The following is a 15289-nucleotide window of genomic DNA, read 5'->3' as shown; positions in this document are numbered from 1 at the left end:
TTATAATTACTTTATTCACAAGGCATGGGAGATAAAATATGGATGAGCTAAGAATGAATCCAAATGATGTACTTAGAAGAATCACAGAAGTTGAATCAGCCAAACCTACAGGGCAGCTAAAGATATTTTTTGGCTATGCAGCAGGTGTTGGTAAAACTTATGCGATGTTAAAGGAAGCCCATGAACTTAAAAATAAAGGTGTGGATGTTGTTATTGGGTATGTTGAACCTCATCAAAGGGTTGAAACACAAGCTTTGGTTGAAGGTCTTGAACAGATACCCACACAGGCTATTGATTATCGTGGATTAATATTGAATGAATTTGATTTAGATTCAGCTATATTAAGAAAACCAGCCTTGGTTTTAGTAGATGAATTAGCTCATTCCAATGCAGAAGGATGCCGACATGCAAAGAGATATCAAGACATTGAAGAGTTATTAAGAGCGGGTATTAATGTTTATACAACTATCAATGTTCAACACATTGAAAGTTTAAATGATATGGTTCAATCAATTACAGGTATCGTTGTGCGTGAACGGATACCGGATGATGTGTTTGATAATGCCTCACAAGTCAAACTTGTGGATATTGAACCTAACGAATTACTTGAACGTTTAAACAATGGGAAGATTTATAAAAAGGCACAAGCGCAAAGTGCCCAATTGAATTTCTTTGATATCAAAAACTTAACAGCACTAAGAGAGATTGCATTACGCCGATGTGCGGATCGTATTAATCGTATATCAGAGAAAGTAAGACAACTTGAAAATAATGAATATTATACCGAAGAGCACATATTAGTGTGCCTTTCGTCTTCACCGACAAACCCTAAAATTATTCGTACAGCATCAAGAATGGCGAGTGCATTTAGAGGTAAATTTACGGGGTTATTTGTAGAGACATCCGATTTTCAATCATTAAGTGATGATATCCGAAAACAACTAAGAGCTAACATTCATCTAGCGCAACAATTGGGCGCAACAATTGAGTTAGTTTATGGTGATGATGTTCCATTACAAATTGCAGAATTTGCACGTGTTTCAGGGGTATCAAAAATTGTCCTTGGAAGAAGTAGTGTGAAACGTAAATACTATTGGAGTAAACCAACGTTAAGTGAACGACTTACAGAAAATGCACCCAATTTGGATATCTATATTATTCCTGAAAAGGGTGTTCCATATTATAAAACAAAGAAGAAACAATTTGAGAAAGTCAGTTTTGATATAGCTGATGTATTTAAGAGTATAGCGTTACTTGTCATCACAACAATCATTGGAACAATCTTTTATCAATTGCATTTCTCAGAAGCAAATATTATTACAATTTATATTTTAAGTGTTTTGTTGACATCTATTGTTACCAAACAAAGAATATATAGTTTAATATCAGCCTTTGTCAGTGTATTAACATTTAATTATTTCTTTACTGAACCAATATTTACATTCTCAGCCTATGATTCTGGATATCCTGCAACATTCTTGATCATGTTTATTGCAGCCTTTATCACAAGTACTTTGGCTGTAAAGTTGAAACAACATGCTAGACAATCATCACAAACTGCATATCGTACAAAAATTCTTCTTGAAACAAATCAATTACTTCAAAAAGCAATCAAAAAAGAAGAGATAGTATCTGTTACTGCGAATCAATTGGTAAAACTATTTGATAAAGACATTGTTATCTACATGGTGGATAAGGATGAATTACAACCACCACAGATTTTCAAATCGGGATTGGGTAGTACAAGTGCATTAGTAACTGAAAATGAAAAAGCAGTTGCAGCTTGGGTCTATAAAAATAATAAGCATGCAGGAGCTTCTACAAATACATTAGGTAGTGCAGCTTGTCTATATCTAGCGATACGTGCTAATGATAATGTTTATGGCGTTATTGGTATAGCACTAAACAATCAAGCGCTTGAATCGTTTGAAAACAATATTCTCTTATCGATATTGGGAGAATGTGGTTTAGCATTAGAAAGTCAACGCGCAATTAAGGAAAGAGAAGATGCAGCGGTATTAGCGAAGAATGAACAATTACGTGCAAACCTCTTACGTGCTATATCCCATGATCTTAGAACACCACTTACATCCATTTCTGGAAGTGCAAATATTTTATTAGCAAGTGAAGATGCCATGGATAGTGAAACAAAGAAGAAGCTTTATACGGATATCTATGATGATTCATTGTGGTTAATTAACTTGGTGGAAAACTTATTATCTGTTACACGTATTGAAGATGGTACAATGAATTTGAAGTGTACCTCAGAATTAATTGATGAAGTGATTACAGAAGCAATGAACCATGTGAATCGCAATAAAGGACATCATAAAATTACAGTTCACCATCCAGATGAATTTATCTTTGTAAAGATGGATGCAAGATTAATTATTCAAGTGATTATTAATATTGTAGACAACGCTATTAAATATACACCAGATGGTTCTGAAATTGTGGTTGATGTGAAAAAGAAAGACAATGTCATTCTAGAAATCAGTGACAATGGTCCTGGTATTCCAGATGATGCAAAAGCTAAAATCTTTGATATGTTCTTTACAGGAACGTCAAAGATTGTGGATAGTCGTAGAAGTATGGGGTTGGGATTAGCTTTATGTAAATCAATTATTACAGCTCATGGAGGAGAAATATCAGTTCATGATAATAAACCTCAAGGAACTATATTTAGATGTACTTTACCATTAGAGGAGGTCGTTGTGCATGAATAATAAGCCATTTGTTTTGGTTGTTGAAGATGATTCAGCTGTACGCAACTTAATGTCTACAACATTACAAACACACAATTATCGTTACATTACGGCAGCTACGGGTGAAGCTGCAATATTACAAGCATCAAGTCAAAATCCGGATATCATTTTATTGGATTTAGGATTACCTGATATGGATGGTGTAGATATCATTAAAAAAATACGCACCTGGTCAAATGTACCTATCATCGTGATTAGCGCAAGGAGCGAGGATACAGATAAAATAACAGCACTTGATGCAGGCGCTGATGATTACATTACAAAACCATTCTCAGTCGAAGAGTTACTTGCTAGATTACGTGTTACGTTGCGACGCATGGGGACAAATGTTAAGCAAGAAGATGCGATATTTACGAATGGTGAATTGCGTATTGATTATTCTGCAGGATGCGCCTATTTATCTGATGATGAATTGCATTTAACACCGATTGAATATAAGATACTATGTCTATTATCAAGAAATATAGGTAAAGTATTAACGCATACATACATTACAAAGGAAATATGGGGAAGTACATTAGAAAGTGATGTATCATCACTCCGTGTATTTATGGCAACACTACGTAAAAAAATTGAGAAGAATACAAATTCTCCTCAATACATTCAAACTCATGTAGGTGTTGGCTATCGTATGATCAGAGTATAAGAAAAGCACATCAAATGATATGCTTTTTTAAATTAATCGATTGTGATAACGTCGTATCCTGCATCTTCAACAGCTTTTTTTAGAATTTCATTCGCTACTTCTTTAGTTAATTTTACTGTAGCTGATTTTGATTCTAAATTAACAGTTGCTTCAACACCGTCGATAGCGTTAAGCGCTTTTTCAACTCTAGCTTGGCAATGTCCACAAGACATTCCTTCGATTTGAATCACTTTTGTATTTTGTATATTCATAGTTGGTTTTTCTCCTTTAAAGTTTTTTAAACGTAATGCGTTAGCAACCACGCTAACTGAACTAAAACTCATTGCGAATGCTCCAAACATCGGGTTTAATTTCCAACCCAAGATGCCATAGAATAAACCAGCAGCGAGTGGAATACCGATTGAGTTATAGATAAGAGCCCAGAATAAGTTTTGTTTGATGTTTTTAAGTGTAGCTTTGCTTAATTGGATAGTTGTAATAACATCCCATAAGTTTGATCGTGTAAGAACAATATCGGCAGATTCAATAGCGACATCAGTACCTGCGCCAATTGCGATACCAATATCAGCACTTACAAGTGCAGGTGCATCGTTAATACCATCACCTACCATTGCGACAACTTTACCCTCTGCTTGAAGGTTCTTAATGTAGTTTTGTTTATCTTCTGGGAATACTTCTGCAACATAGTTGTTGAGATTTAGCTGTTTAAATACAGCTTCTGCGATAATTTGATTATCACCTGTCAACATCAAAGTTTCAATTCCCATTTCATGTAATTTATTAATCGCTTTGATACTATCTTCTTTAATCACATCCGCAACAGCGATAATACCAAGGATCTCAGATTGATTAGCGAAACAAAGGGCTGTTTTACCTTGTTTAGCGAACTTCTCAACTGCAGGTCTAATTTTAGTTGTATCAATACCATTTTCTTCTAATAAAGCAAGATTTCCAGCGAAATATTGAGTGTCGTTAAGAACAGCGTTAATCCCACGAGCACTAATTGATTTGAAATTATCAAAGTCAATTTCTTTGAATTCCGTATCTTTTAAATATTGAATAACAGCTTGCGCTAATGGATGTTCTGACTTCTTTTCAAGTGAGTAGGCAATATAATAAAATTCACTTTCTTTAATATTTTCGTTCACAATGACATCAGTTACTTTCGGTTTACCTTCTGTAATTGTACCCGTTTTATCTAATACGATTGCTTGTATTGAACCAGCTGTTTCTAGAATTTCAGCAGACTTAATTAAGATTCCGTTTTCAGCACCTTTACCAGTTCCAACCATGATGGCAGTCGGAGTAGCTAAACCAAGGGCACATGGACAAGATATAACAAGAACAGCGATACCGATACTTAATGAGAATTCTAATGACTTACCAAGAAGTAGCCAGATGATTGTAGATACAATCGCGATACCAATAACAGTTGGAACAAAGATGCTACTTACTTTATCAGCCATTTTTGATATAGGTGCTTTTGAGTTCGCAGCTTCTTCAACTAATTTAATAATTTGAGAAAGTGTTGTGTCTTGACCAACTTTTGTAGCTTCAAATTCAAAGTATCCGGATTTATTTATTGTTGCACCTACAACTTTAGAATGAACTGATTTCTCTAAGGGAATACTTTCACCAGTAATTGCAGACTCATCGATGGTTGTGTATCCTTTTGTGATAACACCATCGACTGGAACACGTTGACCAGGTTTTACACAAATAATATCACCAAGTTGAACATCTTCAACAGGGACTACAACTTCTTTGTGATTCTTGATTAAAGTAGCTGTTTTAGGAGCTAAATCAATCAATTTTGAGATTGCTTCAGAAGTTTTACCCTTAGATTTTGTTTCAAGATATTTACCGAGAGTAATTAAGGTTAAAATCATAGCACTTGTTTCAAAGTATAAATCCATAATGAATTCATGAACTAATGCCATATCATGTGTTTGTACACCAATTGCAATTTTAGTGATGGCATAGATTCCGTATAATACAGCTGCTGTAGAACCAATCGCAATGAGTGAATCCATGTTTGGATTACCTTTCACCAATGATTTAAAACCATGGATGAAAAATTCGCGATTGAGTATTAAAACAGGAATGGTTAATAATAATTGTAATAATGCATTTAATAAAGCATTATCCATTAATATTGAAGGAAGTGGCCAATTCATCATATGTCCCATTGCGATATAAAATAGTGGAACTGTAAATATAGCTGAATAAATGAACCTTTTCTTCATTTTTTCTGATATTTGGTCATAACTAGGTGCTGGTGCTGACTCTGAAGGAATGCTTGCGCCATATCCGACATCTTCAACCGCTTGAATGATGTCATTTTCAGTTATATCGTTGTATTCTACAACCATTGTATTCGCAAGTAAATTCACTTGGCAGGATGTTACCCCGTCTAAATGGTTAAGTTTTTTTTCGATAGCACTGCTACATGCAGTACAAGTCATACCAGTAATATTGAATGTTTGTTTCATTTTATCACCTCAACCCTGTTATAAGATTAAATATATTGTACAAGAAAGTCAATGTTATTGCTTTAAAAATGCCCGCAAAACGAGTACAATAGGATAATGAGGTGAAGGATATGACAGTAAAAGAAAACTTAAGTAAATTACGGGATTTAATGAAACAAGAAGGAATTGATGTATATTATATTCCAACTGCAGATTATCATCAAAGTGAATATTTATCAGATTATTTTAAAACAAGAAAATTTATGTCTGGATTCACAGGTTCTGCTGGAACATTAGTAGTAACTATGAAAGAAGCAGGATTATGGACAGATGGACGTTATTTTGTTCAAGCTGCAAAACAATTAAAAGGAAGTACTATCGATCTATATAAGATGGGACAAGAAGGTGTACCAACATTTATTGAATTCATTGAAAAGAAAATTCCGAATCAAGGTGTTTTAGGTTTTGATGGAAGAGTAGTAAATGCAAAAACTGCAAATAACTTCCAACAATGTCTTGAAAGTAAGAAGGTAACACTAAAAACAGATAAAGATTTAGTAGAACCAATTTGGACTGATCGTCCTGCATTACCATCAGAAGCATGTTTCTTATTAGCTGAAAAATATGCAGGTGTAAAAGCAGAAGATAAGATCAAACGTCTTCAAGCTGCAATGAAAGAAAAGAATGCGGATGTATGTGTTCTTGTATCATTGGAGGATGTAGCGTGGTTATTAAATCTTCGTGGTTTTGATATTGAAGATACTCCGGTTGCATTAGCTTTTGCGACTGTGACAAAAAATAAAGTAAATTTATTTATTGATAAGAAGAAACTTACTGCCGATATTTGTAAGAAGTTCTCTGCAGCAAAAATATCAATTCGTGGATATAATGATTTAGGTGATGAATTAGTTACATACAAAGATAAGACAATATTATTAAGTTCTTCTACAATTAGTGCTTATCACAAATCGTTAATTGATAAGTCATGTACAATTATTGATGAAGATAGTCCAGTTGTAATGTATCGTGCTATCAAAAATAAAACAGAAATTAAAAATACTAAATTTGCGCATGTTAAAGATGGTGCAGCTGTAACTAAATTTATTTATTGGTTGAAAAATAACATTGGTAAGATTGAAATCGATGAATTAAGCGCAACAGCTAAATTGCATGAATTACGTCAAGCTCAAGATAATTTCATTGAGGATAGTTTTGGTGCAATCGTAGCTTATGGACCAAATGCTGCAATGATGCACTATTCAGCAACTGAAAAGAATTTTGCAGTGCTAAAGAATGAAGGTTTCTTGTTGGTTGACTCAGGTGGACAATATTATGAAGGTACAACAGATATTACACGTACAATTGCACTAGGTAAATTAACACAAGATGAAAAAGTATACTTTACAACAGTATTAAGAAGTATGATTCGCTTGAGTAAAGCTAACTTCTTATATGGTTGTACAGGAGCATCATTGGATATTCTTGCTAGAGGACCAGTTTGGGATTTAGACTTAGATTATCAATGTGGTACAGGCCATGGTATAGGATTTGTATTGGGCGTTCATGAAGGACCTCATGGGTTCCGTTGGTCAAATACAGGTACAGGTTATGGTGTTGTTAAGTTAGAAGAAGGTATGATCGTTACTGATGAACCTGGAATCTATCTACCAAACAAACTTGGAATAAGAATTGAAAATGAATTACTAACTCAAAAAGGTAAGAAAAATACATATGGTCAATTCATGCATTTTGATACAATCACACTTGCACCAATTGATTTAGATGCAGTGTTACCAGAATTAATGAATGATGATGAAATTGAATTCTTAAATGCATATCATGCAGAAGTTTATAAACAAGTTAGCCCATATTGCACACCAAAAGAAAAGACTTGGTTGAAAATTCAAACAAGAAAAATTAAAAAAGCATGAAACTGATATCTTGGAATGTAAATGGGTTAAGAGCTTGCGTTACAAAAGGGTTCATCGATTTCTTTCAAGAAGAGAATGCAGATATCTTTTGTGTACAAGAAACAAAGTTACAACCTCATCAAATTGAATTAGATTTTGAGGGTTACTTTCAATATTGGCACAGTGCAGAAAGAAAAGGGTATTCAGGAACAGCGGTATTTACTAAGAAAGAACCAATATCAATACAAACTGATTTTGGTAAAGATATTTTTCATGATGAAGGTCGTGTTTTAACACTGGAGTTTGATAATTTCTATTTAGTGAATGCTTATGTACCTAATTCAAAAGAAGAATTAGCACGCTTAGATTATCGTATGCAATGGGAAGATGAATTAAGAAATCATTTGAACCAACTTGAAAAGAAGAAACCGGTTGTGTATTGTGGGGATCTCAATGTTGCACACCAAGAGATCGATTTAAAAAATCCAAAAACGAATCGTAGAAATCCAGGTTTCTCTGATGAAGAACGTGAAAAGATGACAACATTACTTGAATCGGGATTCATTGATACGTATCGTACTTTATACCCAGATACAATTGAGTATTCATGGTGGTCATATCGATTTAATTCTCGTGAAAAGAATGTTGGATGGAGAATTGATTATTTTGTGATATCTAAAGTGTTACAAGAGAAGATTAAGGATGCAAAGATTTATACACAAGTACTGGGGTCAGATCATTGTCCAGTAGGGCTTGAGATCGATTTATAGTGTAGTAATTAGTGAAACATGTTAAACTAATTAAAACTAAAGAGAGGGTTTAATTATGGACGTAAGAGGAAGAGTTGAAAATCACTTAGATGAGATACTAACACACTTAAAGACATTAGTAAGTTATGACTCAACAATGGGAGCAAGTGAAGAGGGTTATCCATTTGGAAAAGTGCCAGCTGCTTGTTTAAATAAGGCATTAGAAATAGCTGATTCATATGGTTTTAAAACAGTGAATTTGGATAACTATATTGGGTATGCTGAGATGGGTGAAGGTAAAGATTTAATCGGTATCTTAGCGCATCTTGATGTTGTTCCTGCAGGAGAAGGTTGGAACACAGATCCATTTGATATGGTTATTAAAGATGGCAAAGCATATGGTAGAGGAACTACAGACGATAAAGGTGCTGTTGTTGCATCGATGATTGCAATGCAAATCGTAAAAGAATTAAATGTACCACTTACAAAAAGAGTGCGTTTGATTATGGGTACTAATGAAGAAAACGGTTCTAAGTGTCTTGAACACTATGTTGAAAAAGAAGGTCATATTGATATGGGCTTTACACCTGATGGATGTTTCCCAGGTGTTCATGGTGAAAAAGGAATGGTTGGTGGACAATTCCATAGTAAAGAAACAAAGATTCATGATATTCAAGGTGGGGTAGCATCCAATGTTGTATGCAATAAATGTACAATTACCATTGATAAGAATTCATTTAGTACAAAAGTATTAGAAGATTACTTTAATGACAATGACATTGAATATTCATTTAAAGATGAGAATGATACAATCACAATAGAAGCACATGGGGTTGCTGCACATGCAAGCACACCTTCACTTGGTAAAAATGCAATTAGTCACTTGTTAGTAGGTCTAAAAAAAGCAGGTTATCAGGATGCATTTGTGGACTTCTACAATGATCGTATTGGTTTAACTACTGATGGTTCACTAATGGGTGCTAAATGTAGTGATGAATATGGAGAACTTACATTTAATGTAGGTGTGATTGGATTAAAAGAAGGAAAGATTAGTGGAACAATCGATATTCGTTTCCCAGTGACAATGACTGTAAAACAAATACTTGAAAAGATGACGCCAAATCTTGAAACTGAAGGCGGATATGTTGAAATCACAAAAACACATGAACCACTTTATTTTCCAATAGATAGTCCTCTTGTAACTAAATTACTTGAAGCATATCAAGAAGTTACAGGTGATATGGAATCAATTCCACTTACTATGGGTGGGGGAACATATGCAAAAGGAATTAATAACTGCATTGCGTTTGGATGTGAAATGCAAGATGTAGATAATCATATTCATGATGCAAATGAATTTATCTCAATTGAAGCATTGGTTGTACAAACTGAAATTTATGTTAATGCAATCATAAAATTAATGAATAATTAGCTATCACTATTGATAGCTTTTCTTTTATAATAAAAGAAGGAAAAAGGTGATATGATGAAAAAAGTAAAAGTAGCATTGATGTATGATTTTGATAAGACACTTTCACCAAGAGATATGCAAGAATTTACATTTATACCATCCCTTGGATATAAGACAACAAGTGCTTTCTGGGCTGATGTAACTGCGATTGCAAAGGAAAACAAAATGGATGCAATCTTAGCGTATATGTATATGATGCTTAAGAAGTCACAAGATAATAGTAAATCAATACGAAAACAAGACTTTAAAGACTTAGGTAAGGATATTGAATATTACCCGGGTGTTTTAACTTGGTTTGATCGAATCAATGAGATAGGAAAAGGATTGGGTTTGGATGTTGAGCATTACATCATCTCTTCTGGATTAACTGAAGTCATTGAAGGAACACCGATTGCGAAGAAGTTTAAGAAAATATATGCATGTAAGTTCTACTATGACGAAAATGGAGTTGCTAAATGGCCATCATTGGTTGTGAACTACACAACCAAAACGCAATATATTTTTAGAATTAATAAACAAATATTAGATGAAAATGAAGATAAGGCTTTAAACCAATATACGAAGGAAGAGGATCGACCAATACCATTTAAACATATGATTTATATTGGTGATGGATTAACGGATGTTCCATGTATGAAGTTGGTTAAAGAGAATGGTGGTAAATCAATTGTTGTATACAATAAAAAGAAGAAAGATACAAAAGACTTAGCACAATCATTAATAGAACAAAATAGAGCGAATTACATGTCTGTCTCCGATTATTCAAGTAGCAAAGAAATGGAGAAGTTAGTTGAAAAAATATTTAAACAAATGAAAGCAGATATTGAATTAGAAAAGATGGAAGGTGTTCGTTAATGGATAATGCTCAACGCTTTTTATCTGCCTATGCAGCAATTGAAAAGAGTCTAAAACAAATTACAGGTAAAACAAAATATGTTAAGTTTTATCAATTAATGCAAGAAGCAAGCTACAAAAATAAATTTGTACAAAAATATGAAGTAGAACTTCAAGAATATGCAGAGTTAAGAAATGCGATTGTACATCAAAGAGATGGAGTAGGTAAAATTATTGCACAACCTACTTTGGAAACAGTTGAAGATATTGAAAAGATAGCTGAATTATTGGATGAATATCATCCTGTATCCAAGTATTTCTTAAAGAAAGTTTTAACCTGTACATTAGAAGAACCAATTTTATTGGTACAAAAAAGAATGCAAGAAAATAATATATCGAAGATTCCAGTTTACAGTGATAAAGGCATTATTGGTATTCTTACGGTAGAAGCGATTGCAAAATGGGCTTGTGCAAAACTTGAAAATCGCACTGAAGCAAATCAAGTTCATGATATATATGAGGGTATTAGTGAGAATGAAAAGGTATTCTTTTTATCAAAGAATGCGAGTGTTTATGAGGTCATCCGTATTTATAATACGAGTATGAAAAATGGTCAACTTGTACTCGCAATAATCATTACTGAAGAAGGTATCAAAACGCAGAAACCAATAGGTATAATTACCGTAAAAGATTTACCAATTCTCTTTGAATATTTCTAACAATTTCTAGCTTAATATGATAAAATACTTAGGCATATAGTTAGGTGGTTTAGGATGTTAATTCAAATTTTATTATTACTTGTCGGATTTCTAGCATTAATTAAGGGTGCTGATTTCTTTGTAGATGGTGCTGCTTCAATTGCATCATTATTAAAAATACCAACAATAGTAGTTGGTTTAACCATTGTCGCTTTTGGAACAAGTGCACCAGAAGCAGCAGTTTCTCTTACAGCAGCGTTGAATCATTCCAATGCCATTGCGATCAGTAATGTTATTGGCTCAAATATATTTAACTTATTAGCTGTTTTGGGTATTACTGCGATCATCACAAAAGTACCAGTACCTCACTCAATAGTAAGAAAAGAATTTCCTTTTTTATTGATAATTTCAGGTTTGATGGTTTTGTTTGTGGTAACAGGATTTTCACTCAATCGCATTGAAGGAATTATCTTTTTAGGATTAATTATATTCTATGTCGTTTGGTTAATAACTGATGCATTAAACAATCGTGCTAAAATTGAGGTAGCAAAACCAGCATTTAATTTCCCAATTAGTTTATTATTAATTATCGGCGGTATTGCAGGTATTATTATTGGTGGAGACTTAGTTGTTAATAGTGCTAAATCTATTGCTTTATCAGTTGGGTTATCAGAGAAATTAGTAGGGCTAACAATTGTATCCATTGGTACATCATTACCAGAATTAGTAACTTCAGTAGTAGCAGCAAGAAAAGGAAACGTGGATATTGCAATCGGTAATATAGTAGGATCAAACATCTTCAATATTCTGTTTATCCTAGGATTAAGCGCAACCATTACACCAATACCAGTAGAGATGGCATTAATTACTGATTTGGTTGTTATGTTATTTGCGACAGGGTTATGTTTCTTTGTTGCAAAACTAAATTTTCGTCTAAATAAAAAAGATGGCTATATTTTCTTGGCAGTTTTTATTACATACATGGCTTATATTATTGTTAGAAACTAGGTGGGGACATGAAAGAACACGCATTTCGATTGGTTTATGGTAATGATTTAAAGGAAGAAATTCAAAATTATTGTATAGAACATCACATCAATGCATGTGCAATTATCACATGTGTAGGATGCGTGAATCAGTTACGCTTACGACTTGCGGATGGAAAATCAATTCGGCAATGGAATAAACAATTTGAGATTGTCTCATTAACAGGTACAATCGCAAATGGACATGCACACATTCATTTTTCGGGAAGTGATTTAGAAGGAAAATGTAGAGGTGGTCATTTATTAGAAGGAACTATAATAAATACAACAGCTGAGATTGTTCTAGCAGAACTTGAGAGTGTAGAATTTAGTCGTGAATTCGATGAGTCTACAGGATATGATGAACTAGTAATTACTAATAAACGGTAATTGAAAATCATCAAAATTTGGAATACAATTATTCCATGCCGACTTAGCTCAGCTGGTAGAGCAATTCATTCGTAATGAATAGGTCGCAGGTTCAACTCCTGTAGTCGGCACCATACAAATTGGACGAACCTGTGTTAAATACACAGGTTTTTATGTGCTTCCTGTAATTATTTGAGGAATTTGTACTATTCCTACTAATAAATAAGTAGGAGGAAGTATGAATGGAAGAAAATAGTATTACTATCTTTGAAGATGGAGAATTATTGGTAAAAGTAAAACTTGATAAATGTAATGAAACGATTTGGTTAGCAAAAAGAGATATTGCTTATTTATTTGATTGCACAATAGATAACATAAGTTTACATTTAAAAAATATATTTGATGATAATGAGTTGGATGAAGAGTCAACTGCCGAGGTTTTCTCGGTAGTTCAAATGGAAGGGAATCGTAATGTTAAACGAAGTATTCAGTTTTATAACTTAGATGTAATTATTGCAGTTGGATATAGAGTCAACTCAAAAAAAGCTACGAAATTTAGGCAATGGGCAACAAAAGTTATCAAGGAATATACATTGAAGGGTGTAGTTTATAATGATAAACGACTAAAACAACTAGAACGCATGCGAGAAATCCAAGTAGATATGATGGAAGGTGTAAAAGGATTTGATGCCTCAGAGGTATTAAGTGTACTAAATCTCTATTCTCAAGGGCTACAATTATTAGATGACTATGATCATCAAGTGCTTCTAGAAAAGAAGAATCAAGAAACGGAATGTATCTATCAATTATCATATGAAGAGTGCAAGGAAGTCATTGAACAATCACCCTTTGATGCAAGAGGAGATTTGTTTGGTAAAGAAAGAGATGAATCTTTTCAATCGAGTATTAACCAAATCTATCAAAGTTATGGTGGCGTGGAACTTTATCCAACGCTTGAAGATAAAGCAGTTAATTTACTCTACTTCATTACAAAAAACCATAGTTTTTATGATGGAAATAAGAGAATAGCTGCAACTATCTTTATTTACTTCTTAATGAAGAATAGACAATTGATTGTGAATAATAGACAAAGGATTACTAATACTACACTTGCTACATTAACTGTTTTAATCGCATCATCTAAACCTGAAGAAAGAGACAATATATTAGCGTTTTCAAAAGAACTTATCCAGATTTCAAGGGATTAGTATAAATATATGACTTCAAAACCCATTGGGTGTTCCAAAGAAGTATAACGCGATAGATATCATATCGTTTAAGCCTTTAAATTAAGGCTTTTTTATTTCATTTATTTTTTTTTTGAAATAAATTAAAATAAAGAAAAAATTGATGTTCATTGTTTTATGTGATATTCTTTTGCCAAAGAATATTTATATTTTGAGAAAGAGAAGTAAAATATGAAAATTTCAAAACAGGTTGTTTTTCAAGGTATAAAACAAATTTTGTGTATACCTTATATCTACATAAAACATGGTTTTAAGTTGCCATGTGATAATTATTACAGTAGAGTTAAATACCAACTTCCATTTGATGGTGAATGGACTGTTGTAAATGGAGGCTGTGAAAAAAAATTTTCACATTCTTGGGGAGTGCCTACACAACGATATGCATATGATTTTCTTATTATGGATGATAATGGAAAAACTAATCAAGGCAATGTTGCCGAGTTAACGTCATATGCTTGTTATGACAAGAATGTTCTTGCTCCTGCTGATGGTGTAGTTGTATCTATTGGAAATATCTGCGATGATGAAAAACCATTTATAAATGGAAGTATGGAAGCGATGGCAAAAGACATTCGTGGTAATTTTATTTTGATAAAACATGCAGAGAAAGAATATGGATTTCTAGGACATCTTAAACCACAAAGCATAGAGGTTAAAATTGGGCAAAAGGTTTATCGTGGTGAAGTAGTTGCAAAATGCGGGAATTCAGGGAATACTTCTGAACCACATATTCATTTCCATTTGCAAGATGGTATAGGTTTTTTTACTTCCATGGGAATTCCCATAACATTTGAAAACATAAGAGTAATAAAGAAAAAAGGGTATGAAAATTATGATGTTCGAATTGTTTCTGATTTGCAAAAGTCAGCGCAAGCATAAATACAAATAAGCCGTGGACAACAAGTGAATAATATTCTTAAATAACTCATAATCATCTATCATAAATTATAAGTATAGCCTTCATGCAAGTTCAAATTAGTATAAAATATTGTTTGCATCCCCAACTATCAATTCAATAAGAGAAACAGAACATGATAGATATCGCAATGCTTAAGCCTTTAAATTAAGGCTTTTTTAATGCTTATATTATTTTGAAATACATGA

Annotated in this window: 12 protein-coding genes and 1 tRNA gene; 12 read left to right on the top strand and 1 reads right to left on the bottom strand. The window is 33.2% G+C overall.

The features are described 5' to 3' along the window. Positions 1–38 precede the first annotated feature (38 nt). Together RR643_RS02795 and RR643_RS02790 are read left to right on the top strand one after the other, a co-directional pair. Positions 39–2726 (top strand): sensor histidine kinase KdpD, encoded by a 2688-nt coding sequence (locus RR643_RS02795; RefSeq protein WP_332482262.1) that lies wholly within the window; start codon positions 39–41, stop codon positions 2724–2726. Beyond that, positions 2719–3411 (top strand): response regulator transcription factor, encoded by a 693-nt coding sequence (locus RR643_RS02790; RefSeq protein ID WP_332468589.1) that lies wholly within the window; start codon positions 2719–2721, stop codon positions 3409–3411. Before RR643_RS02795 ends, RR643_RS02790 begins: the two co-directional genes overlap by 8 nt. 32 nt (positions 3412–3443) lie before the next feature. Here RR643_RS02790 and RR643_RS02785 read toward each other — a convergent pair whose 3' ends face one another. Further along, positions 3444–5903 carry a heavy metal translocating P-type ATPase gene (locus RR643_RS02785; protein WP_332482261.1) on the bottom strand — a complete coding sequence of 820 codons (2460 nt, stop codon included), beginning with the start codon at positions 5901–5903 and terminating at the stop codon, positions 3444–3446. A 110-nt stretch (positions 5904–6013) separates the two neighbouring features. On the opposite strand from RR643_RS02785, the gene RR643_RS02780 reads away from it, so the two are divergent. From RR643_RS02780 to RR643_RS02735, 10 genes are all read left to right on the top strand, one after another. Beyond that, entirely contained in the window at positions 6014–7813 is a 1800-nt protein-coding gene (locus RR643_RS02780; protein ID WP_332468591.1) for an aminopeptidase P family protein, read from the top strand. Continuing rightward, positions 7810–8562, top strand: coding sequence for an exodeoxyribonuclease III (locus RR643_RS02775; RefSeq protein WP_332482260.1), 753 nt, complete (start codon positions 7810–7812; stop codon positions 8560–8562). The genes RR643_RS02780 and RR643_RS02775 overlap by 4 nt, the downstream gene beginning before the upstream one ends. A 55-nt stretch (positions 8563–8617) precedes the next feature. Beyond that, positions 8618–9973, top strand: a complete 1356-nt coding sequence (gene pepV, locus RR643_RS02770; protein WP_332468593.1) for a dipeptidase PepV — start codon at positions 8618–8620, stop codon at positions 9971–9973. A gap of 54 nt (positions 9974–10027) precedes the next feature. Next, positions 10028–10867, top strand: coding sequence for an HAD family hydrolase (locus tag RR643_RS02765; protein ID WP_332482259.1), 840 nt, complete (start codon positions 10028–10030; stop codon positions 10865–10867). After that, positions 10867–11565, top strand: coding sequence for a CBS domain-containing protein (locus RR643_RS02760; protein ID WP_332468595.1), 699 nt, complete (start codon positions 10867–10869; stop codon positions 11563–11565). The genes RR643_RS02765 and RR643_RS02760 overlap by 1 nt, the downstream gene beginning before the upstream one ends. A gap of 54 nt (positions 11566–11619) precedes the next feature. Then, positions 11620–12552: a calcium/sodium antiporter gene (locus RR643_RS02755; RefSeq protein ID WP_332482258.1), complete on the top strand. Its 933-nt coding sequence runs from the start codon at positions 11620–11622 to the stop codon at positions 12550–12552. Between the two features lie 8 nt (positions 12553–12560). Then, entirely contained in the window at positions 12561–12959 is a 399-nt protein-coding gene (locus RR643_RS02750; protein WP_332482257.1) for a PPC domain-containing DNA-binding protein, read from the top strand. A 37-nt stretch (positions 12960–12996) separates the two neighbouring features. Beyond that, positions 12997–13072, top strand: a tRNA-Thr gene (locus RR643_RS02745). A gap of 108 nt (positions 13073–13180) precedes the next feature. After that, complete coding sequence (locus tag RR643_RS02740) at positions 13181–14146, top strand: virulence protein RhuM/Fic/DOC family protein (protein ID WP_332475270.1); 966 nt, start codon at positions 13181–13183, stop codon at positions 14144–14146. A gap of 210 nt (positions 14147–14356) precedes the next feature. Then, positions 14357–15064 carry a M23 family metallopeptidase gene (locus tag RR643_RS02735; protein WP_332482256.1) on the top strand — a complete coding sequence of 236 codons (708 nt, stop codon included), beginning with the start codon at positions 14357–14359 and terminating at the stop codon, positions 15062–15064. Positions 15065–15289: the final 225 nt, after the last annotated feature.

The sequence above is a fragment of the Anaerorhabdus sp. genome, assembly GCF_036637135.1.
GTDB lineage: Bacteria > Bacillota_I > Bacilli_A > Erysipelotrichales > Erysipelotrichaceae > Anaerorhabdus.
Note: the sequence above shows the minus strand (reverse complement) of the source record. Positions and strands in the feature narration are given on the sequence as shown.

Excerpts from the sequence above, each read along its gene's own strand:
- RR643_RS02785 (WP_332482261.1), bottom strand. The coding sequence starts at position 5,903 with ATGAAACAAACATTCAATATTACTGGTATGACTTGTACTGCATGTAGC.
- RR643_RS02775 (WP_332482260.1), top strand. The coding sequence starts at position 7,810 with ATGAAACTGATATCTTGGAATGTAAATGGGTTAAGAGCTTGCGTTACA.
- RR643_RS02755 (WP_332482258.1), top strand. The coding sequence starts at position 11,620 with ATGTTAATTCAAATTTTATTATTACTTGTCGGATTTCTAGCATTAATT.
- pepV (WP_332468593.1), top strand. The coding sequence starts at position 8,618 with ATGGACGTAAGAGGAAGAGTTGAAAATCACTTAGATGAGATACTAACA.
- RR643_RS02760 (WP_332468595.1), top strand. The coding sequence starts at position 10,867 with ATGGATAATGCTCAACGCTTTTTATCTGCCTATGCAGCAATTGAAAAG.
- RR643_RS02780 (WP_332468591.1), top strand. The coding sequence starts at position 6,014 with ATGACAGTAAAAGAAAACTTAAGTAAATTACGGGATTTAATGAAACAA.
- RR643_RS02740 (WP_332475270.1), top strand. The coding sequence starts at position 13,181 with ATGGAAGAAAATAGTATTACTATCTTTGAAGATGGAGAATTATTGGTA.
- RR643_RS02750 (WP_332482257.1), top strand. The coding sequence starts at position 12,561 with ATGAAAGAACACGCATTTCGATTGGTTTATGGTAATGATTTAAAGGAA.
- RR643_RS02790 (WP_332468589.1), top strand. The coding sequence starts at position 2,719 with ATGAATAATAAGCCATTTGTTTTGGTTGTTGAAGATGATTCAGCTGTA.
- RR643_RS02735 (WP_332482256.1), top strand. The coding sequence starts at position 14,357 with ATGAAAATTTCAAAACAGGTTGTTTTTCAAGGTATAAAACAAATTTTG.
- RR643_RS02765 (WP_332482259.1), top strand. The coding sequence starts at position 10,028 with ATGAAAAAAGTAAAAGTAGCATTGATGTATGATTTTGATAAGACACTT.
- RR643_RS02795 (WP_332482262.1), top strand. The coding sequence starts at position 39 with ATGGATGAGCTAAGAATGAATCCAAATGATGTACTTAGAAGAATCACA.